Raw genomic sequence first — 21459 nt, forward strand, 5'->3', positions numbered from 1 at the left:
GAAGAGACACCCTGCATTGGGAGTCCCTTCTCACTTATTTCCCTTTAAAAACCGGTTTTCTTTTTTCTCCAAAAGCGATAAGAGCTTCTGCCCGGTCTTCTGTAGGAATTGTTTGCTCATAGGCTTTGCGTTCAATTTGAAGCCCGGTATGTAAATCGGTATTCATGCCTGTTTTAACCGCGTATTTTGCCTGAACGAGCGCGATAGGACCGTTTGAGAGTATGGCGTTCGTTAAATTCATTACTTCTTCCATAAATGTCTCTTTAGGAGCTGTCCGGGTTACCATGCCGCAAGCTTCAGCTTGGGTTGCCGTTAAACGTTTTGCTGTCAGAATTAATTCAAGAGCCTTTGATTCTCCCACTAGTCGAGGAAGCCGCTGTGTCCCTCCTGCTCCCGGGATAATGGCAAGGCTTGTTTCTGTAAGCCCCATCAATGCGTCATCTTGAACAACGCGAAAGTCACACGCTAATGCAAGCTCCATCCCTCCTCCAAAAGCATGTCCATTCATGGCTGCAATCGTTGGCTGCGGCAAAGCTTCAATCGCACTGAACACTTCCCCGATCTTATACACATTTCTCTTTACCTGCGCTTCATTCAATGTCTTCCGTTCTTTTAAATCAGCTCCTACACTAAATGCCTTCCCCCCTGCTCCTGTAAAAATTACAGCACGAACATCCGGGTTGATACGCAATGCCTCTGCTGCCTGTTCGAGCTCAAGCAGCATATCCCAATTAAATGCATTTAAAGAAGCTGTGCGATTCAGTGTCACAATCGCTAAGTGGCCTTTTTGCTCTACTAAAATAGTTTGCATCAGTTTTAGCTCTCCTTTTTCCCATTAACTCTTTTAAACAAGTAAAAGTCAGAATGTTAAATTGAAAACCCTTTCATTTTATAATTGTATCACTTCTCCATCCCCTGCGCACGTGCTTCGGCACTGCTTTTGTTACCATCATTGGGACTCTTCGCTACCGTTACTTGTCAAAGAAAATTCTACAGGAGCACCAAGAGGAAAAGTAAAAAAGGGGTTGAGACATGTGTATCTCAACCCCTTTTATCCGGTTCACTTCGTTTCAGGTGGACGCTTTCCACGGGGCGGGGCTTGAGCTAACTTGCTGACGCAAGTGGATCTCAAGCTCCCGCTTCCTCCCGCAGGAGTCGCCCCCTTCCCCTCCGTTCACCTCACGTTTATAAAATTATCGCTATATCCCAGAATCTTTTAATTAAGCTGGTTTTATTTGATCACGTAATGCTCGGCGAAGAATTTTCCCCGTTGTATTTTTTGGCAGTTCTTCAATGAACTCAACAACTGTAGGGAGCTTATATTTAGCGAGATGCTGACTGCAATAGTCTACAACCTCTTCTTTTGTAAGTGAAGGATTCTTAGATACAACAAAGCATTGTACTGCTTCCCCGTAATCAGGATCCGGCACGCCGACAACCGCTGCTTCCACTATATCCTCATGGTTGTATAAAACCTCTTCAACTTCACGGGGATACACATTATACCCCCCAACAATAACCATGTCTTTTTTACGGTCTACAATGAAAAAGTAGCCTTCCTCATCCTGTTTTGCAAGGTCCCCGGTATAAAGCCAGCCGTCTTTAATAGCTGCTTCTGTTTCCTCAGGCATCTTATAATACCCCTTCATGACATTTGGTCCCCGTACAATTAATTCTCCGACCTCGCCTGCACCTAGTTCTTCTCCAAGCTCGTTGACGATTTTGTTTTCAACATTTGTGATGGATGTTCCAATGGATCCTGCTTTTCGTTCACGATCAAGCGGATTAAAACAGGTTACCGGTGAAGCCTCTGACAACCCGTATCCTTCAGAGATCTGTACATTAAATTTTTCTTCGAAGCTATGCAGCAGCGCTACCGGAAGAGATGCCCCGCCAGAGATGCAAAGACGGACAGATTTAAAATCGTCCCGGCTTGCATCCGGGTATTGCAGAAGAAAATTGTACATGGTTGGGACCCCTGCAAAAACGGTCGCTTCATATTTTTTAGCAGCTTCAAATACGTCCTTTGGGCTAAAGCGTGGAATGATGATCATTGTTCCACCATTCATCAAAGGTGCATTAAGCACCACCGTAAGAGCAAACACATGAAACATTGGCAGTGCAGCAATTACACGGTCCTCCCTGCGAATGGACAAATAATCAGCGGTATCCTGAGCATTCGAATAAATATTCTCATGGGTCAGCATCGCTCCTTTTGGTTTACCTGTTGTACCTGATGTATACAAAACTACTGCTGTATCATCCTTGTCCAATTGGGGCCCCTTATAGTCTGCTGATTGGCTGGCTAAAGCATGTGTAAAAGCAGTTACCTTTTGCTTTATTTCATCATTTAGAGCTTCAAGGCGTTCCGGTGTATCTTGTGAGGTTTCACAAACAATATAGTGCCCTACACCAGGCAATGCTTTATGTGCTTTCTCAATGAGCGGCAGCAGTAAATCCAGCGCTACTACTGCTTTGACATCTCCATCGCGAAGAATATACGCAATCTCATCTGGTGTATAAATCGGATTGATTGGCACCGCAGTAGCTCCGATGCGCAAGGCAGCATACAGTGAAACAATAAAATGAGGGGAATTGCCAAGCAGTAATCCCACATGGTCCCCTTTTTTCACGCCAATTGCTTCAAGGCTGTTAGCCATTTTATTAACTGCACCATTCAATTCAGCATAAGAAGCTGATTGATCCAAAAAATAATATGCCGTTTTCTCCCCGTGTTGTAAAGCCGTATTGTTTAATTGATCTGATAAATTCACTTATTCATCCCCTTTGCAATTTTATGAATGAGTAGTCATTCATTTTCTTCATAAAAAATAAAAATGAATTTTCACACTAATTATATCCAAACATTTCTTCCTAATCAAGAGAGCGTTTTCATTTACTTCTTTTTCCCAAAAGATCCCATAGCAGAAGACCAGTAAGAGATACGATGCTGATTACGTACCCCACAGTCAAGTTCCAGCTCATCAAGTTAAATACAGGACCTGTTAATACGAAAACCAAAAGCACCCATTTACCCTTCTTCATTTCTTCCTCCTCCGTTTACTACTAGCCGGTCTGCAAAAGAAGAGACTGAGGTAACCCATCAGTCTCTAAAGCTGCAGTGCTTATTAAACTTTACTTTTAATACAGTAAATCAATAAACTCTTCTCTTTCAACATTCCCAAAATAATGTTTCAAGTCAATTCCCTCTAGGGCATCCTCAATATGCTTTCGTTCATAACGCAATCCGGAAAGCCTTTCCTCGATGTCACTGACGTCTCCTACACCAAAGAAATCCCCATAAATTTTGCAGTTTTGAATGGTCCCTTTCTCAACATCCAGACGCACATCAACCCCGCCAACCGGAAAACGATGAGAATGCTGCAAATTGAATTTTGGCGATTTTCCGTAGTTCCAATCCCAATTCTGGTAGCGTTCCTTAGAAAGCTGATGAATTTTTTCCCAATCCTCATCAGTCAGCACATACTCTTCAATTTGATCTGTACCATTGAAAATATGGCTGAGGATCAGTTTCTTAAATTCTTCTATCGTTACTTTCTCTTCCATGAATTCCGAGATATTAGCTACACGGCTTCGGATGGATTTAATTCCTTTTGATTCAATTTTATCCTTGCGAACCTTTAAAGCAGAAACGACATGATCAATTTCAGAATCAAACATTAATGTTCCATGGCTGAACATGCGTCCTTTTGTAGAAAACTGAGCATTTCCGGATATTTTTCTCTCTCCGACGACCAGGTCATTTCTTCCTTTTAATTCAGCAGGCACACCAATTTGATGGAGCGCTTCTACTACAGGTTCTGTAAACTTTCTGAAGTTATGAAAGCTATCGCCGTCATCCTTTGTGATAAAGCTGAAGTTTAAATTACCAAGATCATGATAAACCGCTCCACCGCCTGAAAGCCGGCGCACAACCTGAATATTGTTTTTTTCAACATAATCAGTATTAATTTCTTCGATTGTATTTTGATTCTTCCCGATGATGATCGATGGTTCATTTATATAAAAAAGCAGATAGGATTGATTAATATCAAGGTTCTTCAGTGCATATTCTTCTATAGCCAGGTTAATCCGGGGATCTGTTACCCCTTTATTATCGATAAACAGCATGTGGTGTTCCTCCTTTAGATAATGTAATGGCAAGGCCTGATGCTGCAAGCATAACCTCACCCTTATAGATTTCTTTTGCTTCATCCGCCAGCTGCTCAAGCTCGCCAAAATGCGGAAGATGACTTAGCATTAATGCTTTTACTCCCGCTGAATGGGCAAGCATCCCTGCGTCTTCACTCGTCATATGTCCTGCAGGTGCTGCGCTCATGCCTTTATAAAAGTTGCATTCAGATATAAGCAGATCAACCCCTTCTGCAAACGGAATAAAGGAATCCTGATAAGCAGAATCAGCAGTAAACACAAAAGAGCCCTCACTGCTTATTACCTTAACCGCATAGCATGGAACAGGGTGAGTCGTTTTTAAAAAAGACAAAGTGAACGGTCCGAGCTGAAGATCTTCTGAAGGTATGTATGCGTTTTTTGACATTAACTCTTTATACGCCAGCGATTCGAAGCCCTGCTGGTCCTCTGTGTGCCCATAAGCAGAAATATGAAACGGCTTCTCCTGTAAAAAGTGCTGTATTAAAACAGCATGCTGAAGCACACCGATATCTGCTACATGATCAGGATGATAGTGCGTAACAACCAGGGCGTCCAGCTCTTCAGGTGCCATATAACGCTGCAGCTGGCTTAGAACACCGCTTCCGCAATCAAGAAGAAAACGATAGCCATCCTGTTCGATCAAATAGCCGGTGCTTGCTTCATTCACTTTAGGATACCCGCCCCAAAAGCCTACAACTGTGACCTTCACTTTAATTCCTCCTTGATAAGCATGCTTTTTCACTTCCTTTACTATACTTCATTTGAACTATTTTTTCATTAATGGGCGATTATTTTGGCAAAAGCCTTGACGTCTACCAATCTGTTATAATACAATATAGAAAATCATATATTAGTTGTATAACAGCTAATGAGAAAGGAATGATCATAATGCTTGAAAATGTTATGGAATTTTTCAGAAACCTGCCGCCAAAGAAATGTGTATCTTGTGGAGATAAAATGGAAGAACAAGCTGAAGCTTATGGCACCACTTGCGATAAATGCAGGAACTCACACTAAGTAAAACAGCTAAAACAAAAACACTCCCCCATTAAAACAGTTAATCTGTTTTAGTACGACGGGGAGTGTTTTTTATGTATTTAGTCCATCCTTTTTTGAAAAATGAATTAGCACTTTGAAAATTTATTTTTCTTTTAAAAGGAGAGAGTAATAGTGAATGCCTTTTAATCAAGCATGCTGATTTCCGCTGCAGGGGCATGCTTTCCGCGGGGCGGGAGCTGAGCTAACTTGCTTCGCAAGTGGATCTCAGCCTTCCCGCTGCATCCCGCAGGAGTCAGCCCCTTCCACTGCAATCAACTCCTGAAAAATAATCTAGTATTTTTAAAGTGGAATGTAATGAGGTTGTATTTTATATGGAAAAGTTGATTAATGTCTTATCCTTTAGAGTTGACTTCATTTTGAAATTACGGCAGCTAAAAGACATAATTCTTTTACATTAATGTGGCTGTATTAAATGGAATTCACTCATAACATTAAAATTTTAAAGCACTAAACTTAGAAAATGGATTAGTTTGAACGGAAGGGGGTGACTCCTGCGGGAGGAAAAGGGAGCTTGAGATCCACTTGCGTTAGCAAGTTAGCTCAAGCCCCTTCCCGCGGAAAGCATCCCCCTGCAGTGAAAACTAACTTGCTCCATTAAAAAGGAATTTATACTTTACATATAATCTTGGGTAAATACCTCCAAATGTGTCCTTCCTCTTCACAATTAAAAAATGTAAATTCCGCTTACATACTATTTCTTATTGCAACCTCCCTTCTTACCATGTAAATTAGTCAGGTATGTTTTTTAGGAGGTAATCATCTATGAATCAGCATCAACCCGCTCAACGCGTGCAAATGGTCACAGCAGACCCTTCTGCTATTGGCTTATTCGGCCTTGCCATGGTAACACTAGTCGCTTCATCCGCAAAGCTTGGATGGACAGACGGCATGTCCTTCGTCCTGCCTTGGGCAATATTTCTTGGCGGTTTTGCCCAGCTCTTCGCCAGTGTCCAGGACGCAAAGCATAACAACACCTTTGGCACAACAGCATTCGGTGCATTCGGACTTTTTTGGCTTGGAATGGGTACATCCTGGTTAATTCAATACGGGGTTTTCGGGGAAGCTGCAGCTGCTGCTGTAGACACAAACCAGCTCGGAATCGCCTTTGTCGGCTACCTGATCTTCAGCTTATTTATGACCGTTGGAGCAATGGAAACAAACAAGGTGCTATTTTTTATTTTTGTCCTTATTGATTTCTTATTTATCGGACTAGCTCTTTCTACACTCGGAATTGCATATGAAGCTATGCATATGATGGCTGCTGTAGCTGAATTGCTTATAGCAATACTCAGCTTTTACGGTTCTGCTGCAAGTGTATTGAACACCCATTTCGGAAAAACCACCCTTCCAATCGGGAAGCCTTTTGGTATTTTCAAATAGTATCTTTTAACATAATGCAAACAATCATTAAATAAAAAGGACAGAGCCGCTTAAAGATACTCAAGTATCCTTCTGCGGTCCTGCCCTTTTTAATTTCGTTCTCTTACACGTGTGCCGTTTCTTTCGCTATAAATGCCAGCACTTGTTCAGCTGCCTTTTCCCCTTGATCTATACAATCGGGAAGTCCAATCCCATCGTAGGATCCTCCTGCTAAATATACGCCGGGAAATTCACTCTCAAGGTCCCTTCTCACTTTAGCAAGGCGTTCTTTATGACCGATCGTGTATTGAGGCATCGCATCTTTCCAGCGGGTAACCATCGTCCACTCAGGAGCTGCTGTGATATTCATGATTTTATTTAAATCATCTAACACAATCGCTTCGATCTGATCATCTGCAAGATCCACCACTGCTTCGTCGCCTGCACGTCCCACATAGCATCTGAGAAGTACTTTCCCCTCAGGAGTGGTGTGCGGCCATTTATAATGAGTCCAGGTACAAGCTGTAATCGTATAATCACTGTTTCTCGACACAACAAACCCTGTTCCATCAAGCACCTGTGTAACAGCTTCCTTCGGAAAAGCCATCGCTACTGTCGCCACTGAGGTAGCAGGAACATCCTTAAATTCTGTAAGAAGCTGTTTCTTCTGAAAGATGGAAGCAGCCACATAATGAGGGACAGTAAGAATAACGCTGTCCGCATCCAGTGTCTCTCCATTGCTTAAATGAAGTGAATAGCTGTGGCTGTTATCTTCTGGATCCTCAATGCTTTCAATCTTTACCCCTTTTAGGATGGCTGTATTGTCCAATTTTTCCTCCAGCCGGTCGACAAGTGATTGAAGACCTGAAGTCAGGGTTAAAAATAAGCTTTTTTTCTTTTTCTCCTGCTGATTTCCCGAAGGAGCAGGTGATGATGTTTTCTTTATGCCCGCAATCAGGCTTCTATGATCCTGTTCCATTTGATGAAACTGAGGAAAGGTTGACAGTAAACTGATTTGATCAATATCTCCGGCATAAATCCCTGAAAGCAAGGGTTCAATTAGATTTTCTACGATTTCGTCACCCAGCCTGCGGCGGAAAAACTCACCAAGTGATTGGTCAGATCCTGCTTTAGACCGAGGTAATACGAAATCTGCCGCTGCCCGGAGCTTCCCGGACATCGATACAAGCTCGGTTGTCATAAACGGCTTTATCTGAGTTGGAATCCCCATAATTGATCCGCCGGGCATCGGGTGAAGCTTGTCATTCATTAAAATAAAAGATTGACCAGTTGAGTTCGGAACTAGCTGATCTTCCAGTCCTACTTCCTTAATGAGGCGGGACATGCTTTTTTTACGCGCCAGGAATGAATCAGGTCCCTTTTCAACGACAAAGCCCTCTTTATGGGCAGTTTGAATTTTACCTCCCAGCCGATGGCTTGATTCAACCAGGAAAAGCTCAGCATCCAGCCCCATCTGCTGTATTTGGTTTTGAAGTTTATATGCTGCTGCAAGGCCGGTGATCCCGCCCCCTACTACGACGATCTTTTTCTTAATTGAAGACACATCACTCATCACTTTCTGTACCAGGTATCGTATTACTTAATCAGCTTTAGTACTTTATCGGCCATTGCGTCAATAAAAAGCGGCTGAGTATTTGGCATTTCGGGACGATAATAGGCAGCACCAATTTCATCCGTTACGACTTTACACTCATAGTCATTATCATATAAAACCTCTAAATGATCGGAAACAAAGCCAACCGGCGTATACACGAATGTTTGATATCCCTTTTCTTCGTGGAGAGCTCTTGTTAAGTCCTGTACATCCGGTCCAAGCCACGGATCCGGTGTATTTCCTTCACTTTGCCACCCGATTTCAACATTGCGGACACCTGCCTGCTCAGCAATTAACTCAGCTGTTTCCTTGAGCTGATCAGGATAAGGATCTCCCCCTGCTAAGATTTTCTCCGGAAGGCTGTGAGCTGAAACGATTAAAACGGCTTTTTCACGCTGTTCTTCGCTCATTTCACTAAATACTTCGCTGACCTTTTCAGACCAGTACTGAATAAATTTAGGCTCATCATACCAGCTTTCGATTGAATGAATCGTCAGTCCGCCAAGCTTCTCGGCTGCTTCTTTTGCACGGCCGTTATAGGACTTCACACTGTAAGTTGAAAAATGTGGAGCAAGGACGATAGAAACAGCTTCTTCTATTCCGTCTTTATGCATCTGCTCTACAGCATCCTCTACAAACGGTTCAATGTGCTTTAAGCCAAGATATGCAACAAATTCAACCTTGTCCTGAACTTCATTTAATCTTGCAGTTAGCGCATCAGCCTGATCCTGTGTGATCGTGGCAAGAGGTGAAATTCCACCAATCGCTTCATAGCGTGAGCGCAGATCCTCCAAAAGCTCTGGAGAAGGCTTGCGGCCTCTGCGAATATGGGTATAATAGCGTTCAAGGTCTTCCTCTTTATATGGCGTTCCATAAGCCATGACGAGAAGGCCCATTTTCTGTTTTGACATGGTTTTCTCACCTCATAAAATTTATCGTCCTATTACTTTTATCATGTTCAATTTTATAAGTTAATCATTATGCTCAAGCGATCTGCTTATCTTGTTGTGTATTCGTGAACGAAAGCTGTCAGACGTTTTAATGTGTCCGGTTTAACCTCCGGGAATACACCGTGTCCCAGATTAAAGATATGCCCCGGATGCATCATGCCCTGATCAAGGATCGGCTTTACATGTCCTTCAATAATAGACCAGTCGCAAAGAAGAAGGGATGGATCAAGATTTCCCTGCAGCGCTTTTGTAAGCCCCTTTTCTCTTGCTTCCTGAATCGATAGGCGCCAATCAAGACCTACTACATCAACCGGCAGGCGGTGCCATTCCTCTGCTAAATGACTTGCCCCTACTCCGTGCATAATTAACGGAACCTCTTCAGCACGAAGCGCAGCAAAGATTTTTTCCATCGCAGGTTGTATATAATAGCGATAATCTGTTACATTCAGCGTCCCAACCCATGAATCAAAAATCTGTATTGTTCCTGCTCCCGCTGCTATTTGAGCTTTTGTATAGCGGATCGTCATTTCAGCAAGTTTGTCCATCAAGGCAAACCATGCTTTAGGCTCCTGATACATAAAGGCTTTTGTTTTATGATAATTTTTCGAAGGTCCCCCTTCAATCATATAGCTTGCAAGTGTAAACGGTGCTCCGCCAAAACCAATCAGCGGCACATTTAACTGCTCCTTAGTCAATAGACGGATAGTATCGAGTACGTAGGAGATATCCTCCTCCGGTTCAATCATCCCGAGGTTTTCAACATCCTGTACGGATCTGATTGGATTATCGATAACAGGACCGATCCCTGATTTTATTTCAACATTTACACCCATTGCCGGAAGCGGCGTCATGATGTCTTTATAAAGAACCGCTGCATCGACGTTATAATTTTCAACAGGCAGGCGTGTTACGTATGCACAAAGCTCCGGCTGATGAGTGATCTCAAATAAAGAGTATTTTTCTTTAATTTTGCGATATTCAGGCTGAGAACGGCCAGCCTGCCTCATATACCAAACAGGTGTATGGGACACCTCTTCCCCTCTTGCTGCACGCAAAAATGTATCATTAAACGGTTTCATCAACTTAACCTTCCACCTTTCAAATCTCGTTAACCAAACAACCTGCCCTGCCTATAGCGGCAACTTCAGTCGTTACGATCGTTTTATCCACTTATTTCTCACTATAGACCTATTCCTTATTACTGTATAGCAATCAAAATGAAATGTCATAAAATCGACTCTTTTTATCGTATTTTCAAGATAAATTACTGGATTAATCTGTCGTACTTATGGGTAAATTTAATGGAGAAGGACAAAGGAGGAAACAAGGATGAATCTTTATATGACCTTTGGCACGCCTGATTTTTTACATAAAATGATTGATAAGAATCCTGATGAAACACTCATTCTTCTGCAGGGTGAGGATACTGCACTGCTGCTTCATGAAACAGAAGGAAAAACGATTTTCAGCCAGCCTAGAAAGTATGAGATTTTTGAACAGTCAGGAACATTTGAAAGAGAGGGATTCTTTGTTTTTAATAATATTCCTGTTTCAGATGAAGGACGTCCGGTGTTTGAGGATCGCTTTAAAACCCGTGCAGGTCTCATTGATAAAGAGCCGGGCTTTGTAGCAATAAGAGTTCTCCGGCCGATTAAATCAGATATTTATGTAGTTTTAACTCAGTGGAAAGACGAGGATTCCTTTAAAAACTGGCAGTCCTCACAAGCCTACAATAAAGCGCATGAAAAAAGAGGAACCGACCAGGGGCTTGATCAGAAAAAATCTATTTTCCCGCGCTCGTCCTTCGTGACCAAGTACAGAGGCTATTCGGACTAAAGAAAAAATCAGCCGGAAATGGTTGATTCCAGTTTAAACCTGCTAAAGAGCTTGGAACATACCTATAAGGATTTGTATGTATTTCAAAAATACGCGTTTAAGAAACGTGAGGTGATCGGAGCGGAAGGGGGCGACTCCTGCGGGATGAAGCGGGAGCTTGAGATCCACTTGCGCTAGCAAGTTAGCTCAAGCCCCGCCCCGCGGAAAGCGTCCCCCTGAAGCGCAGTGAACCGGACAAGGGGTTGAGACACGAATTTGTCTCAACCCCATTTTAATTTTTCTCCCTGAGCAGGCCTTTTCGGTTCGCATAGATAGCTGCCTGGGTTCTATCGTTCATTTCCAATTTACTAAGCAAATTGCTTACATGTGTTTTAACTGTTTTGATCCCGATAAACAAAGCCTCTGCAATCTCCTGATTCGTCAATCCATCCCCCAAGCATTTTAATACATCCATTTCACGCTCCGTTAATTCCTCATGAAGCTCCTTTTCCTTTGTCCGGAAGCGTGTCATCATTTTATTGGCAACCTGGGGTTCTATGACAGATTCTCCTTTAGCGGCTTTATAAATCGCATCAAGAATGTCCCTGGCAGAAGATGTTTTGAGAATATAGCTGTGAGCGCCTGCTTCAAGGGCGGGGAAAACCTGTTCATCATCGTAGTAGCTTGTTAAAATAATGATTTTGCAGCCCGGGAGAAACGAAAGAATGTCCCTTGTGGCATCTATTCCGGTACCGTCTTCCATTAAAAGATCCATTAAGATTACATCCGGCTTTACTTCTTTTGCAAGCTCAGCCGCCTGCCTGCCGTTTGATGCTTCCCCTAAAAAATCAATTTTCTCTTCAGTCAGCAGGTAAGATCTGATTCCCATTCTGACCATTTCATGATCATCTACAATAAGCACACGTACTTTTTCCATTTGATCTCCCCTATTCTTCTAAAAGAATTCGTATGTTTATGTATGTACCTTCGTCTTTTTTTGACCGGATTTCAAATTTTCCTCCGATTTCCTCACAACGCTCCCTCATGGTCTGAAGTCCATAGGAGGTCCATTTTTTCTCAGCCAGGTCAAAGCCCTTTCCGTCATCCTGAATAAAGAGGTTAAATGTATTGGTTTTAGCCTCTGAACGAATGATTATTTTTGACGCATTGGCATGGCGTAAAATATTTGAAATGGCTTCCTGTACAACCCTGAATAAGTGTTCGTCAGCATTTTCCGGTAACAGATCCATATGAAGGAGATGCGTTTCAAACGCAATAGGTGTTTTATGCTCAAGCTCGCGTATAAGTTTTAACAGCCCGCCTCTTAGCGTTTCTCCTTTTAATTCAATCGGCCGAAGATGAAGAAGCAGCGCCCTCATTTCACCCTGTGCTTTTTCTGCGATTTGTGAAATCTGAACAATCATAGATTTTGCTTCATCTGAATTTGAATCAAGAAGGCGTACAGAAGCTGAAGACATCATGTTCAGAGCAAAAAGCTGCTGGCTGATGGAGTCATGAAGGTCTCTTGCAAAACGCTGGCGCTCTTCAATAATGACAGCCTGCTGAGCCTGCTTTTCAAGAGATGAACGTTCACTTGCCACCCTCTGCAAGGATTTCACCTGCTCCTGCATCGTTTGGGCTAATCGGTTAAGCTCCAGTTCCATAAGGCCAATTTCATCATTATCATCAACCGTGATCCGGTCATGGTACTTACCGCTTCCAAGCCTTGACACATAGGAGGTAATCTTATCGATTCTTCTAACAACCATTTGACTCGATTGACTGCCAAGGTAAAACGTCAGCACCATAAAAACAAAAGCTACAGCTAATGTCAGCAGAACAGACTCCTGCAGTGAAATAACAGGCGTATCATCAAGCAGGATATGAACCTGCATAATAAGAAAAAGAATGACTGAGCCAAACAAAGTAAACAATAAATACTGAGAAATAAACCAGACATGGAGGTTTTTTAAACTCTTCATAGCCCTCCCCTTTCACACATGAGTAATTCTTACAGAACCGGCATTTACGCTTACTTTAATCGAAACTTTTTTATAGGCGTCATCATAGTCTGCGGATTTAAATGAAAGCTGATTGCCTGCTTTATTTACAGGTCTATTATTGAATACATTGATTTCCCCGACCGTAACTGCTGCATTAATTTTGACACTTAAATCCTCCGGTATGACCATTTTTATATTTCCAACCCAGCCCGATAAATGGATAATTGATTCTCCTTCTGGAACGTAGGCTTTGCTTAAATCGATATAATAATTTCCTACTCCCTGATGCATCCGCATATCTCCAAGAGCCCAGTTATCGTCGGTGTACTGTACATTTCCAACGGTAAACCCTTTTGTTCTTATTATCTTACCTGCATTGCTTTCTTTAACAGTATCGTATTTGCTCTTATCCGAATCATAAGTAAAATAGATCTTTCTTTTCGGTGAAAAAATAGAAACCGCAAGAACGATCAATAGGAGCGGCCAAAGCCTCCACCAGTCATCGTAGGCAAATTCAGCATATCCTAAAAACGAAGTAGTTAGCAGACCGCCATATATGGTAAGAAAAGATCCCCTAAATAACCCGGACCTCCTGTTTTTTACGTACCTGCCTAAAAATGAAAGCCCCCAGAATAAAAGAATCAAGGGAATAACGAATGAAAAAAACGATTGATCGCCAAGCTCTAAAATATTGAGATTAAGAAGCAATAATAAAATGCCGAAAATTAATAATATACTTGCACAGCCCCATTGCCTGCTGCTGCCTGATTCCACGGGATTCACCCTCTTTCTCCATTACTCTTTCTTTTATCGGATCCTATATTCCTTCTTTTTTTCATCATAAAAAAACTCCAGAGCATTGGTAAGATGCACCAGAGGGATATTGCCTCCGCCTTAAGACGGAGAAATTTGAGATCTCCTTTTTAAAAACCATTCATATAGAAGCAGACAGAGAATAGCGTAGGTATAACCAATAAGCCAACCGCCAATGACATCGGTAAAAAAATGTGCGCCTGCCGTCAGTCGGCTTAGCCCGGTCAGTATCGAAAGTGAGATACCTGCTGCATACATGAGAAGCTGGGATTTACGGTTTGTCACCTGTTCAGTAATAAGAAAAATAATAACGATCGCTGCGATTAAACTGACCATGGCATGTCCACTCGGAAAAGAAAAACTTCCTTCTGCTAGACCCGCTTCCGGACGTTCTCTTTCAATCCAGCGTTTTATCCCTTTATTAAGCATATTTCCTCCGCCTACAGCAAGCAGCACAAGAATCATTCCCAGATAATTATTACGCCTGAACCATAAAAATAAAACAGCCAAAACACTTACTGCAGCCAGGAACCCTTGAGTTCCAATGAAACTAAAAAACCGCAAAAAATTCATACCATCAATCATCCTACTGCCAAACCCGTCGATTGATCCCAATGAGTTGGACAATACTCCAGTTATAAGCAGGATCGAGGCAAGCAATGTAACAGCACCGAGCGGATAAAAATAGATTCTCATATTATTCAACTCCCTTCATGATGCTGGGTTACTCCCTATTATAATGCATATACCCCGGATGCCCAAAGAGTGTCAAAATTATTTGAAAATGATATACTGGCTCTGTTATGTTATTAATTCGATTTACGAAAGGAGAGTAATCATGACTGTACATACACTATTTGAAAAGCTCGATTCATTTTATTCTGACATGGTCGAAGTCAGACGTTTTCTGCACCAGAATCCTGAACTTTCCTTTGAAGAAAAAGAAACTCCAGCCTTTATCGCTTCTTTTTACAGAGAGCTCGGGGTTGAAGTCCGCACGGGTGTTGGCGGCAATGGAGTCGTTGCAAGGATCATGGGAGGCAGGCCTGGAAAAACCATTGCGCTAAGAGCCGATTTTGATGCACTTCCAATCCAGGATGAAAAAGATGTGCCTTATAAATCCACCGTTCCAAACAAGATGCATGCCTGCGGACACGATGGACATACTTCCACTCTGCTGCATCTTGCAAAGGCATTGAATGAGATGAAAGAAGAGCTTTCAGGAACCTATGTCCTGATTCATCAGCATGCTGAAGAATATGCTCCCGGCGGTGCAAAGCCAATGATTGAAGACGGATGCTTAGATGGGGTTGATCTTGTTTTTGGCACACATCTTTGGGCGACTGAGCCTCTTGGGAAAATTCAGCATCGCGTCGGTCCTATCATGGCTGCTGCCGACCGTTTTGAAATTACCATTCAAGGTGCAGGCGGCCACGGTGCCCAGCCTCATAAAACGAAGGATGCCATTGTGGTCGGTTCCCAGCTTGTAACCAATCTGCAGCAAATCGTCAGCCGGCGTGTAAACCCGATCGATTCAGCTGTGGTCACTGTAGGCTCCTTTGTAGCAGACAATGCCTTTAATGTAATTGCTGATTCAGCAAAGCTGATTGGTACAGTCCGCACATTTAATCCTGACGTACGCACACAAATTGAAAATGAAATTGAGCGAGTCGTTAAAGGAACCTGTCTGGCAGCAAACTGTGAATATCAGTACAGTTACTTCAGAGGCTACCCTGCCGTGGTAAATCATGAAGCAGAAATGAACCATGTCGTCGAACAGGCGGAGCTCGTTCCAGAGGTTACCGTAATAGAAGAAATGGAGCCTCAAATGGGCGGAGAAGATTTTGCTTACTATTTAGAAGAAAGAAAAGGCGCCTTCTTCTTTACAGGCGCACAGCAGGAGGGCGTTACAAACCCATACCCTCACCACCATCCAAAATTCGACTTTAACGAAAAAGCCATGCTCATCGCAGCCAAAACCCTTGGTGCTGCCGCGATTAACGCATAATACTCAAGAAAGCCGGCATACATTTGTACGCCGGCTTTCTTTCATGTTAAAGGTGAATACCACTTTTTAATCTGACTCGGTACATAGGAGTACATAAATAGAGCATAAAACAGCAGGCAGGCAAATGCTACAACACACGCATCAAACCATTCCCCTCCCCATGAGCTTACTACAATAAATAGTGCTCCCTGCACGATCAGTACAGTAGATAAAACGCCTTTAAACGATTCGTTTTTGTAGCCTGACGGAATAGGATACAGATCCGGCCAGATTTTTAATTCATGCTTTTTCAGCATTGGTATTAACTGAAAGCCTGTTAAATATAAGAAAAGAACCGCAACAGCTGCTTTAACCCATACATTTCCTGAGCCGATATTTATTACAGATGCAATAATCGTCAGGCGAACCCAAAGACCGAAGTATTCATCGGATCTCAAAAAGGTTCTCACATATAAATAACGATACGTAAATTTAGGCCCGAATGGTGAACGTTTTAAAAATGGATCTAACCAAATTCTGCGCTTAGCTTGTCCTTTTAAATGAGGAACATCGGTAAATAAATTTGCAAAACGATAAAAACGATGAAGCCTCGCATGCTCCAGATCAATTAAGAGCTCCCATTTCAACGTTTTTTTCTTCGTCAGTCTTTTAAAACCGATCAAATACCCCGCCAGGATTAATGCAATTGCTGCGGGGACCCATAAAGAAACCCGGGCGAAAACCGTCCATAAGAAAAAAATATTCATAATAAGGCGGATCAGCATATCAATTCGGTGTGTAGAAATTTCCTGAAATTTAAGCACCAGCCAGCGAACAAACAAATTCCATACTTTTAGAGCCAAAACAATGGCTAAAAGAAGAAAGAACGATGAAAATCCTACTCCTTGCACTTTTACGTACATTGGCATAGAGGCAGCCAATGCAATTAGCACAAGATAAGATTGAAAGAAAAAGCTGCTTACCCCGGCACTCACAAAGTATCGTTTCATCTGCCCTTCTAAGGGAGTTAAGTAAACTTTATCCGGTTCTTTTAAATACGTATAAATTGGACTCATCGTCACAATTAGACCGATAATGACAGCCATAATAAGTGCTGCATTAAAATCTTCATTTAGCGTGCTTACCCAGTTACTGTAAGCGTACCCTCCTCCCCCAACGGCAAAGATGAGTACGAACATTAAGTGCCCATTGAAAATGTAGCGAAGATATTTTTGAAGCTCGCGATTATAATCCTGCAGCCTGCTTGCCCATAAATCATTAACGTGCTTCATTTGAATCTTCCTTTGTCAGCTGGATATAAATATCATCCAGCGTTGCCCCCGGCATTGCAAATTCCTTTCTTAGCTCCTCAAGGGTCCCCTGGGCACGGACCTCACCCTCATGAAGAATAATAAATGAATCACAATAACGTTCTGCTGTAGCAAGAATATGAGTGGACATTAGAATGCTGGCGCCGGACTTTTTCATTTCCTCCATCAAATCCAAAAGTGACTGGATGGCAAGAGGGTCTAAGCCTACAAATGGTTCATCTATAATATAAAGGCTTGGATTAATTAAAAAAGCACACATAATCATAACCTTCTGCTTCATTCCCTTTGAGAAATGAGCAGGAAACCATTTAAGCTTTCCCTTCATGCGAAATTTCTCAAGCAGAAGAGGAACTCTTTCCCCATAGGTCTCCTCTGAAATTCCATAAGCCATTGAAGTCAGCTTTAAATGCTCCTCAAGAGTTAATTCATCATATAATATAGGCGCCTCCGGTATGTAAGAGAATTGCTTTCTATACTCATCTGGCTGTTCTTTTATTTCTAAGCCATTAATAGATATCGTCCCGGAGTGAGGCTCCATCAGCCCAATAATATGTTTAATGGTTGTACTTTTTCCTGCACCGTTCAGACCGATTAACCCAATAATACGCTTTGTATCCATTGAAAAGCTTATATTATTCAGCACAGGCTTACGTGTGTAACCCCCCGCAAGGCTTTGTATTTCAAGAAGTGCCATTTTCTTCTTCCTTTCCATCTCTTGTTACCGATATTGTAGCAGATTTCCTTCCCGCTCGTGCAACCAGAAGGCTAAAGCTCCTATTTTCAAGCTTCCTATTACTGTTGCACCCTTTAGAATATGATAAGATAGAAGCATCTACTAAAGGAAAGGGTGAAAAGCATGAGCGACTGTATATTTTGTAAAATTATAAATGGGGAGATCCCTTCTTCTAAGGTATATGAAGATGAGCATGTATTGGCATTTCTGGATATCAGCCAGGTAACAAAAGGCCATACCCTGGTAATTCCAAAAGCGCACCATGAAAACGTCCATGAATTAACACCTGAAATAGCAGGCCATCTTTTTTCTGTTGTACCCGGAATTACTAAGGCTTTAAAGAAAACCTATAATCTCAAAGGATTAAACCTGTTAAATAATAATGGTGAGTACGCAGGACAGTCCGTTTTCCATTTCCATTTACATATTCTTCCCCGCCATGGTGAAGAGGATGGCTTCAAGCCCGGCTGGGAGACGCATATGGATGCTTACTCAGCTGATGATTTACGCACAATCGCAAAAGAGATATCTTCAGCGATTGAAAAATAAGCAATTTAATCTTAAGCAAAAGAGAAATATGTTATAATTACATTACTTTTTGCCAGCAGCTATCAGAGCATGCTGGAAAAAGCACGAGATTAGTTGAGGAGAGATGAGAAATGAATACAAGAACACTAGTGGCGTTATCATTATTTGTTGGGATCGGTGCAACACTGCATCTATTACTGCCGGGGACCTTAAGCATGAAGCCTGATATGTCGTTGTTAATGATGTTTCTTGGGATCCTGCTGTTTCCAGGCGTAAAAAATGTTCTGCTTTTAGGAATTGCTACCGGATTGCTCTCAGGTCTGACTACTACATTTCCTGGAGGATTTCTGCCTAACTTAATTGATAAGCCCATCACTGCCTTTCTATTTTATGGATTGGTGATAGCAGCAGCAAAGTACAGCCGCACGATTTATGGGGCAGCCATTTTAACAGCTGTTGGTACTGTCATATCCGGCACATTATTTTTGGGATCTGCAGCACTTATAGTGGGACTGCCTGCTCCGATTCTTGCTTTGGCTGTTACTGCTGTACTTCCTGCTATTATTCTAAACGGCCTATTAATGGGCATTATGTATCCGGTTGTTCAAACCGTTATGAAACGTTCAAGTTTGATGCAGCCAGCCGTTTAGTCTCAGGGCCCGTCAAATTAGGCGGGTCCTTTTTTCTTGTTTATTACCACGTAAAATAGGTTAAAGAAAAGAATAGGACACACGCAGCAGTACTGATAAAAGCATTGCGTATTCTAACCTGGCGGGGCGGGTACATCATCTTTGAAGATATTTTTATAATCAAATTAAAGGACAGAGCAAGCAGCACTAGGGTACATAATAAAAACAACCATTTAATTATCATGGCAGGACTCCTCCTTTACCAAAAGGGATGTATTATATCGTATGATTAAGTTAACTTTAATAAAACGATTAAATCTAATAAAGGATGTGTGGTTAATGAATGTGAAATTATTATCTTACGGTTTATTAGTAGGGCTTGCAGCTGGTGCAGCAAGTGCCCTTTTTACAGCTCCCCAGTCCGGGAAAGAGCTGCGGGGAACGATTAAAAACACAAAGGATAATTGGTCGGATCATATGCTTGAGATCCAAATGAATCTTCAGCAGGTGAAAGAATCGATCCAGCAGGTTTCTAAGGAAGGTAAAGATTCGCTTCAATCAGTAATCGTAGAACTTAAAGATTCCATCCAGGCGTGGAAGAGTGAATCTGATCCTGCAATCAGCAACCTTCAGGAGGAGCTTGCAGCTATCCAGGCTACTATGGAAGAGCTGGAGCGCTCGATAAATCAGGATGAAAAATCACCTCAGCCTTCGTAAAAAACAGCCTTAAGGCTGTTTTTTTTTTTGAACAGGTTTTAGTAAAGAACCTTCTTATTAAATCAAATTGACGATTTTCACAAAATAGTGCTATATTTGTTTGAAAATTTAATTTATTCATACCTTTTTTTATTTTTACTTTATTGCTATAATATTAAAAACATATCCTATTCGGGTTTTTTTGCTCGGTAATGACCAATTCAGTTAAAGTAGGTGAGCTCTTTGGACGAACAACCATATTCCATGAAAGAAGCCATGTTATTCAGTCAGCGCATGGCTCAATTGAGTAAAGCGCTTTGGAAAGCGATCGAGAAAGACTGGCAAAATTGGATTAAGCCGTATGATTTAAATATTAATGAGCATCATATTTTATGGATTTCCTATCATTTAAAAGGGGCTTCGATTTCAGATGTAGCCAAGTTTGGTGTTATGCATGTTTCGACTGCCTTTAACTTCTCAAAAAAGCTCGAGGAGCGGGGTTATCTTCAGTTCTCGAAAAGAGAAAATGATAAAAGAAATACGTACATCAAGCTAACAGAAAAAGGAGACAATCTTTTATTGGAGCTGATGGAAAACTATTCTCCTGAAAAGAATTCTGTTTTTCAGGGAGCAGCTCCATTGAGAGAAATCTATGGGAAGTTTCCTGAAATGATGGAAATGATGGCCATTGTGAAAAATATTTACGGTGATGATTTCATGAAAATATTCGAAAAATCCTTTCATAATATTGAAACAGAATTTACAGAAGAAGAAGGCAAGATCAAGAAGAAGAATCCTTCCTCCTTTTCTTCTGTGAAGGGAATCGCGTCCTCTACCTGATATTTGCTCTTATCCCACTATTGTATAATCCTAAAAACCACTCTATGGAGTGGTTTTTTTGCTGCGTACCAGATCTGCTCCCTTTCTCCCTTGTGCTTGCCGGGCCTGAACGAGCCGCTTCCGCTTTTAATTTTATCCAGCTCCATACGCTAGCTCCTCGAGTCATAAGCCACCCTGCCCAGTAGGCAAAAAGCGCCTACTTGTACAGGTCGTCTTATGCTTGTCGGAGCTGAACGAGCGCCTTCCGCTCTTAATTTCATTTATTTTTACTTTTAGTATTGATTTTTGGTTTTAAGGGGAGTAAAGTAGCTCTCAGGTCTTAAATATCTTTTGTCGTCGGGTTAAGGAGGCGATTTTGCTTATGCATTGCTGGAAATCAATAAATGTTAAAAAACAGTACGGATTTTATCGGATCTTTTTGTTATCAATGATCCTGGTCCTGGCTGTCTTTTCTTTTTTACACGTACTCTTTCAAATTATGAGTCAATCACCGCTGTACGATCAATATTTTTCATTATTTATAATTGGGGTATTTATTATCTACCCGGCACATAAATTGTTTCATGTACTGCCTTTGATTAGTTACCTGAGCCAGATTAAGTTGAAAACAAGGTTTCAGTTTTACTTTGTGCCTGTCATGTCAGTGCGTGTGAAAAAGCCTATACCTAAAACCGCTTTTATTTTGGCTTTGGTTTTTCCGTTTATTTTTATTAATGGCGTGTTACTTATGGGAGCCAGTGCTTACCCAAATTATTCTCATTACTTTACGATGCTGACTGCTTATCACACAGGGATTTGCCTGGTTGACTTTTTATATGCTAAATGTTTATTTAAATCACCAAAAGACGCATATATTGAAGAGTATGATGAAGGGTATGAAATATTAATTCCTGTAAAAGATACCGGATATAACCAGATCTAATTTAAC

General features: G+C 41.7%; 25 protein-coding genes. 10 read left to right on the forward strand and 15 right to left on the reverse strand.

Features of this window, described 5'->3' with window-relative positions; all coding sequences use genetic code 11:
• Nucleotides 1-34: 34 nt before the first annotated feature.
• The 5 genes from C4B60_RS03155 to C4B60_RS03170 all read right to left on the reverse strand — a co-directional run bounded on the left by C4B60_RS03155 (nt 35) and on the right by C4B60_RS03170 (nt 4882).
• A complete protein-coding gene (locus C4B60_RS03155; protein WP_104056539.1) occupies nt 35-811 on the reverse strand; it encodes an enoyl-CoA hydratase-related protein in 777 nt (258 codons plus the stop codon).
• Between the two features lie 409 nt (nt 812-1220).
• Nucleotides 1221-2774, reverse strand: a complete 1554-nt coding sequence (locus C4B60_RS03160) for a fatty acid--CoA ligase family protein (protein ID WP_104056540.1) — start codon at nt 2772-2774, stop codon at nt 1221-1223.
• 118 nt (nt 2775-2892) lie between these two features.
• Nucleotides 2893-3045, reverse strand: coding sequence for a hypothetical protein (locus tag C4B60_RS21340; RefSeq protein WP_167578559.1), 153 nt, complete (start codon nt 3043-3045; stop codon nt 2893-2895).
• A 96-nt stretch (nt 3046-3141) separates the two neighbouring features.
• On the reverse strand, nt 3142-4131 hold the full coding sequence (gene lplA / locus C4B60_RS03165; RefSeq protein WP_104056541.1) for a lipoate--protein ligase: 990 nt from the start codon (nt 4129-4131) through the stop codon (nt 3142-3144).
• Nucleotides 4115-4882: an MBL fold metallo-hydrolase gene (locus C4B60_RS03170; RefSeq protein ID WP_104056542.1), complete on the reverse strand. Its 768-nt coding sequence runs from the start codon at nt 4880-4882 to the stop codon at nt 4115-4117. Before C4B60_RS03170 ends, lplA begins: the two co-directional genes overlap by 17 nt.
• Nucleotides 4883-5076: 194 nt before the next feature.
• On the opposite strand from C4B60_RS03170, the gene yhfH reads away from it, so the two are divergent.
• Together yhfH and C4B60_RS03180 are read left to right on the forward strand one after the other, a co-directional pair.
• Nucleotides 5077-5190, forward strand: coding sequence for a protein YhfH (gene yhfH / locus C4B60_RS03175; RefSeq protein ID WP_425331148.1), 114 nt, complete (start codon nt 5077-5079; stop codon nt 5188-5190).
• 804 nt (nt 5191-5994) lie between these two features.
• A complete protein-coding gene (locus C4B60_RS03180; protein WP_104056544.1) occupies nt 5995-6612 on the forward strand; it encodes an acetate uptake transporter in 618 nt (205 codons plus the stop codon).
• 103 nt (nt 6613-6715) lie between these two features.
• On the opposite strand, the gene hemY is transcribed toward C4B60_RS03180, so the two are convergent.
• From hemY to hemE, 3 genes are all read right to left on the reverse strand, one after another.
• Nucleotides 6716-8155: a protoporphyrinogen oxidase gene (hemY, locus tag C4B60_RS03185; protein WP_104056545.1), complete on the reverse strand. Its 1440-nt coding sequence runs from the start codon at nt 8153-8155 to the stop codon at nt 6716-6718.
• 32 nt (nt 8156-8187) lie between these two features.
• On the reverse strand, nt 8188-9117 hold the full coding sequence (gene hemH / locus C4B60_RS03190; protein WP_104056546.1) for a ferrochelatase: 930 nt from the start codon (nt 9115-9117) through the stop codon (nt 8188-8190).
• A gap of 86 nt (nt 9118-9203) precedes the next feature.
• Nucleotides 9204-10235: a uroporphyrinogen decarboxylase gene (gene hemE, locus C4B60_RS03195; protein WP_425331142.1), complete on the reverse strand. Its 1032-nt coding sequence runs from the start codon at nt 10233-10235 to the stop codon at nt 9204-9206.
• A gap of 250 nt (nt 10236-10485) precedes the next feature.
• Here hemE and C4B60_RS03200 point away from each other — a divergent pair, with 250 nt between their 5' ends.
• Nucleotides 10486-10992 (forward strand): antibiotic biosynthesis monooxygenase family protein, encoded by a 507-nt coding sequence (locus tag C4B60_RS03200; RefSeq protein ID WP_104056548.1) that lies wholly within the window; start codon nt 10486-10488, stop codon nt 10990-10992.
• An 18-nt stretch (nt 10993-11010) separates the two neighbouring features.
• Nucleotides 11011-11169: a hypothetical protein gene (locus tag C4B60_RS21345; protein ID WP_167578560.1), complete on the forward strand. Its 159-nt coding sequence runs from the start codon at nt 11011-11013 to the stop codon at nt 11167-11169.
• A gap of 94 nt (nt 11170-11263) precedes the next feature.
• Here C4B60_RS21345 and C4B60_RS03205 read toward each other — a convergent pair whose 3' ends face one another.
• From C4B60_RS03205 to C4B60_RS03220, 4 genes are all read right to left on the reverse strand, one after another.
• Nucleotides 11264-11908, reverse strand: a complete 645-nt coding sequence (locus tag C4B60_RS03205) for a response regulator (RefSeq protein WP_104056549.1) — start codon at nt 11906-11908, stop codon at nt 11264-11266.
• Nucleotides 11909-11918: 10 nt separating this feature from the next.
• The gene (locus C4B60_RS03210) at nt 11919-12953 is read right to left on the reverse strand and encodes a HAMP domain-containing sensor histidine kinase (RefSeq protein ID WP_167578561.1); all 1035 of its coding nucleotides are present in this window, start codon (nt 12951-12953) and stop codon (nt 11919-11921) included.
• A 12-nt stretch (nt 12954-12965) separates the two neighbouring features.
• A complete protein-coding gene (gene liaF / locus C4B60_RS03215) occupies nt 12966-13757 on the reverse strand; it encodes a cell wall-active antibiotics response protein LiaF (RefSeq protein ID WP_135122092.1) in 792 nt (263 codons plus the stop codon).
• A gap of 111 nt (nt 13758-13868) precedes the next feature.
• Nucleotides 13869-14483 (reverse strand): phosphatase PAP2 family protein, encoded by a 615-nt coding sequence (locus C4B60_RS03220; RefSeq protein ID WP_104056551.1) that lies wholly within the window; start codon nt 14481-14483, stop codon nt 13869-13871.
• Nucleotides 14484-14625: 142 nt separating this feature from the next.
• Between C4B60_RS03220 and C4B60_RS03225 the strand changes: the two genes are divergently transcribed.
• Entirely contained in the window at nt 14626-15795 is a 1170-nt protein-coding gene (locus C4B60_RS03225) for a M20 family metallopeptidase (RefSeq protein ID WP_167578562.1), read from the forward strand.
• A 41-nt stretch (nt 15796-15836) separates the two neighbouring features.
• Here the strand turns inward: C4B60_RS03225 and C4B60_RS03230 are convergent, their stop codons facing one another.
• Together C4B60_RS03230 and C4B60_RS03235 are read right to left on the reverse strand one after the other, a co-directional pair.
• Entirely contained in the window at nt 15837-17066 is a 1230-nt protein-coding gene (locus tag C4B60_RS03230) for an ABC transporter permease (protein ID WP_104056552.1), read from the reverse strand.
• Nucleotides 17053-17799 carry an ABC transporter ATP-binding protein gene (locus C4B60_RS03235; RefSeq protein WP_104056553.1) on the reverse strand — a complete coding sequence of 249 codons (747 nt, stop codon included), beginning with the start codon at nt 17797-17799 and terminating at the stop codon, nt 17053-17055. Before C4B60_RS03235 ends, C4B60_RS03230 begins: the two co-directional genes overlap by 14 nt.
• Before the next feature lie 162 nt (nt 17800-17961).
• Here C4B60_RS03235 and C4B60_RS03240 point away from each other — a divergent pair, with 162 nt between their 5' ends.
• A complete protein-coding gene (locus tag C4B60_RS03240; RefSeq protein WP_104056554.1) occupies nt 17962-18387 on the forward strand; it encodes an HIT family protein in 426 nt (141 codons plus the stop codon).
• 110 nt (nt 18388-18497) lie between these two features.
• A complete protein-coding gene (locus C4B60_RS03245; RefSeq protein ID WP_104056555.1) occupies nt 18498-19016 on the forward strand; it encodes a tryptophan transporter in 519 nt (172 codons plus the stop codon).
• Between the two features lie 43 nt (nt 19017-19059).
• On the opposite strand, the gene yhzF is transcribed toward C4B60_RS03245, so the two are convergent.
• Entirely contained in the window at nt 19060-19239 is a 180-nt protein-coding gene (gene yhzF / locus C4B60_RS22015; RefSeq protein WP_104056556.1) for a membrane protein YhzF, read from the reverse strand.
• Nucleotides 19240-19334: 95 nt separating this feature from the next.
• On the opposite strand from yhzF, the gene C4B60_RS03255 reads away from it, so the two are divergent.
• From C4B60_RS03255 to C4B60_RS03265, 3 genes are all read left to right on the forward strand, one after another.
• On the forward strand, nt 19335-19712 hold the full coding sequence (locus C4B60_RS03255; protein WP_167578563.1) for a YtxH domain-containing protein: 378 nt from the start codon (nt 19335-19337) through the stop codon (nt 19710-19712).
• Nucleotides 19713-19934: 222 nt separating this feature from the next.
• On the forward strand, nt 19935-20531 hold the full coding sequence (locus C4B60_RS03260) for an HTH-type transcriptional regulator Hpr (RefSeq protein WP_104056558.1): 597 nt from the start codon (nt 19935-19937) through the stop codon (nt 20529-20531).
• A 361-nt stretch (nt 20532-20892) separates the two neighbouring features.
• Nucleotides 20893-21453 carry a DUF3267 domain-containing protein gene (locus tag C4B60_RS03265; protein ID WP_104056559.1) on the forward strand — a complete coding sequence of 187 codons (561 nt, stop codon included), beginning with the start codon at nt 20893-20895 and terminating at the stop codon, nt 21451-21453.
• Nucleotides 21454-21459: the final 6 nt, after the last annotated feature.

Source organism: Jeotgalibacillus proteolyticus (genome assembly GCF_002926065.1).
GTDB lineage: Bacteria > Bacillota > Bacilli > Bacillales > Jeotgalibacillaceae > Jeotgalibacillus > Jeotgalibacillus proteolyticus.

Bases quoted from the DNA above. Each gene is read 5' to 3' on its own strand.
- C4B60_RS03155 (WP_104056539.1), bottom strand. From the start codon at position 811: ATGCAAACTATTTTAGTAGAGCAAAAAGGCCACTTAGCGATTGTGACA.
- C4B60_RS21340 (WP_167578559.1), bottom strand. From the start codon at position 3,045: ATGAAGAAGGGTAAATGGGTGCTTTTGGTTTTCGTATTAACAGGTCCT.
- lplA (WP_104056541.1), bottom strand. From the start codon at position 4,131: ATGCTGTTTATCGATAATAAAGGGGTAACAGATCCCCGGATTAACCTG.
- yhfH (WP_425331148.1), top strand. From the start codon at position 5,077: ATGGAATTTTTCAGAAACCTGCCGCCAAAGAAATGTGTATCTTGTGGA.
- C4B60_RS03180 (WP_104056544.1), top strand. From the start codon at position 5,995: ATGAATCAGCATCAACCCGCTCAACGCGTGCAAATGGTCACAGCAGAC.
- hemH (WP_104056546.1), bottom strand. From the start codon at position 9,117: ATGTCAAAACAGAAAATGGGCCTTCTCGTCATGGCTTATGGAACGCCA.
- hemE (WP_425331142.1), bottom strand. From the start codon at position 10,235: ATGAAACCGTTTAATGATACATTTTTGCGTGCAGCAAGAGGGGAAGAG.
- C4B60_RS03200 (WP_104056548.1), top strand. From the start codon at position 10,486: ATGAATCTTTATATGACCTTTGGCACGCCTGATTTTTTACATAAAATG.
- C4B60_RS21345 (WP_167578560.1), top strand. From the start codon at position 11,011: ATGGTTGATTCCAGTTTAAACCTGCTAAAGAGCTTGGAACATACCTAT.
- C4B60_RS03205 (WP_104056549.1), bottom strand. From the start codon at position 11,908: ATGGAAAAAGTACGTGTGCTTATTGTAGATGATCATGAAATGGTCAGA.
- C4B60_RS03210 (WP_167578561.1), bottom strand. From the start codon at position 12,953: ATGAAGAGTTTAAAAAACCTCCATGTCTGGTTTATTTCTCAGTATTTA.
- C4B60_RS03220 (WP_104056551.1), bottom strand. From the start codon at position 14,483: ATGAGAATCTATTTTTATCCGCTCGGTGCTGTTACATTGCTTGCCTCG.
- C4B60_RS03225 (WP_167578562.1), top strand. From the start codon at position 14,626: ATGACTGTACATACACTATTTGAAAAGCTCGATTCATTTTATTCTGAC.
- C4B60_RS03230 (WP_104056552.1), bottom strand. From the start codon at position 17,066: ATGAAGCACGTTAATGATTTATGGGCAAGCAGGCTGCAGGATTATAAT.
- C4B60_RS03235 (WP_104056553.1), bottom strand. From the start codon at position 17,799: ATGGCACTTCTTGAAATACAAAGCCTTGCGGGGGGTTACACACGTAAG.
- C4B60_RS03240 (WP_104056554.1), top strand. From the start codon at position 17,962: ATGAGCGACTGTATATTTTGTAAAATTATAAATGGGGAGATCCCTTCT.
- C4B60_RS03245 (WP_104056555.1), top strand. From the start codon at position 18,498: ATGAATACAAGAACACTAGTGGCGTTATCATTATTTGTTGGGATCGGT.
- yhzF (WP_104056556.1), bottom strand. From the start codon at position 19,239: ATGATAATTAAATGGTTGTTTTTATTATGTACCCTAGTGCTGCTTGCT.
- C4B60_RS03255 (WP_167578563.1), top strand. From the start codon at position 19,335: ATGAATGTGAAATTATTATCTTACGGTTTATTAGTAGGGCTTGCAGCT.
- C4B60_RS03265 (WP_104056559.1), top strand. From the start codon at position 20,893: ATGCATTGCTGGAAATCAATAAATGTTAAAAAACAGTACGGATTTTAT.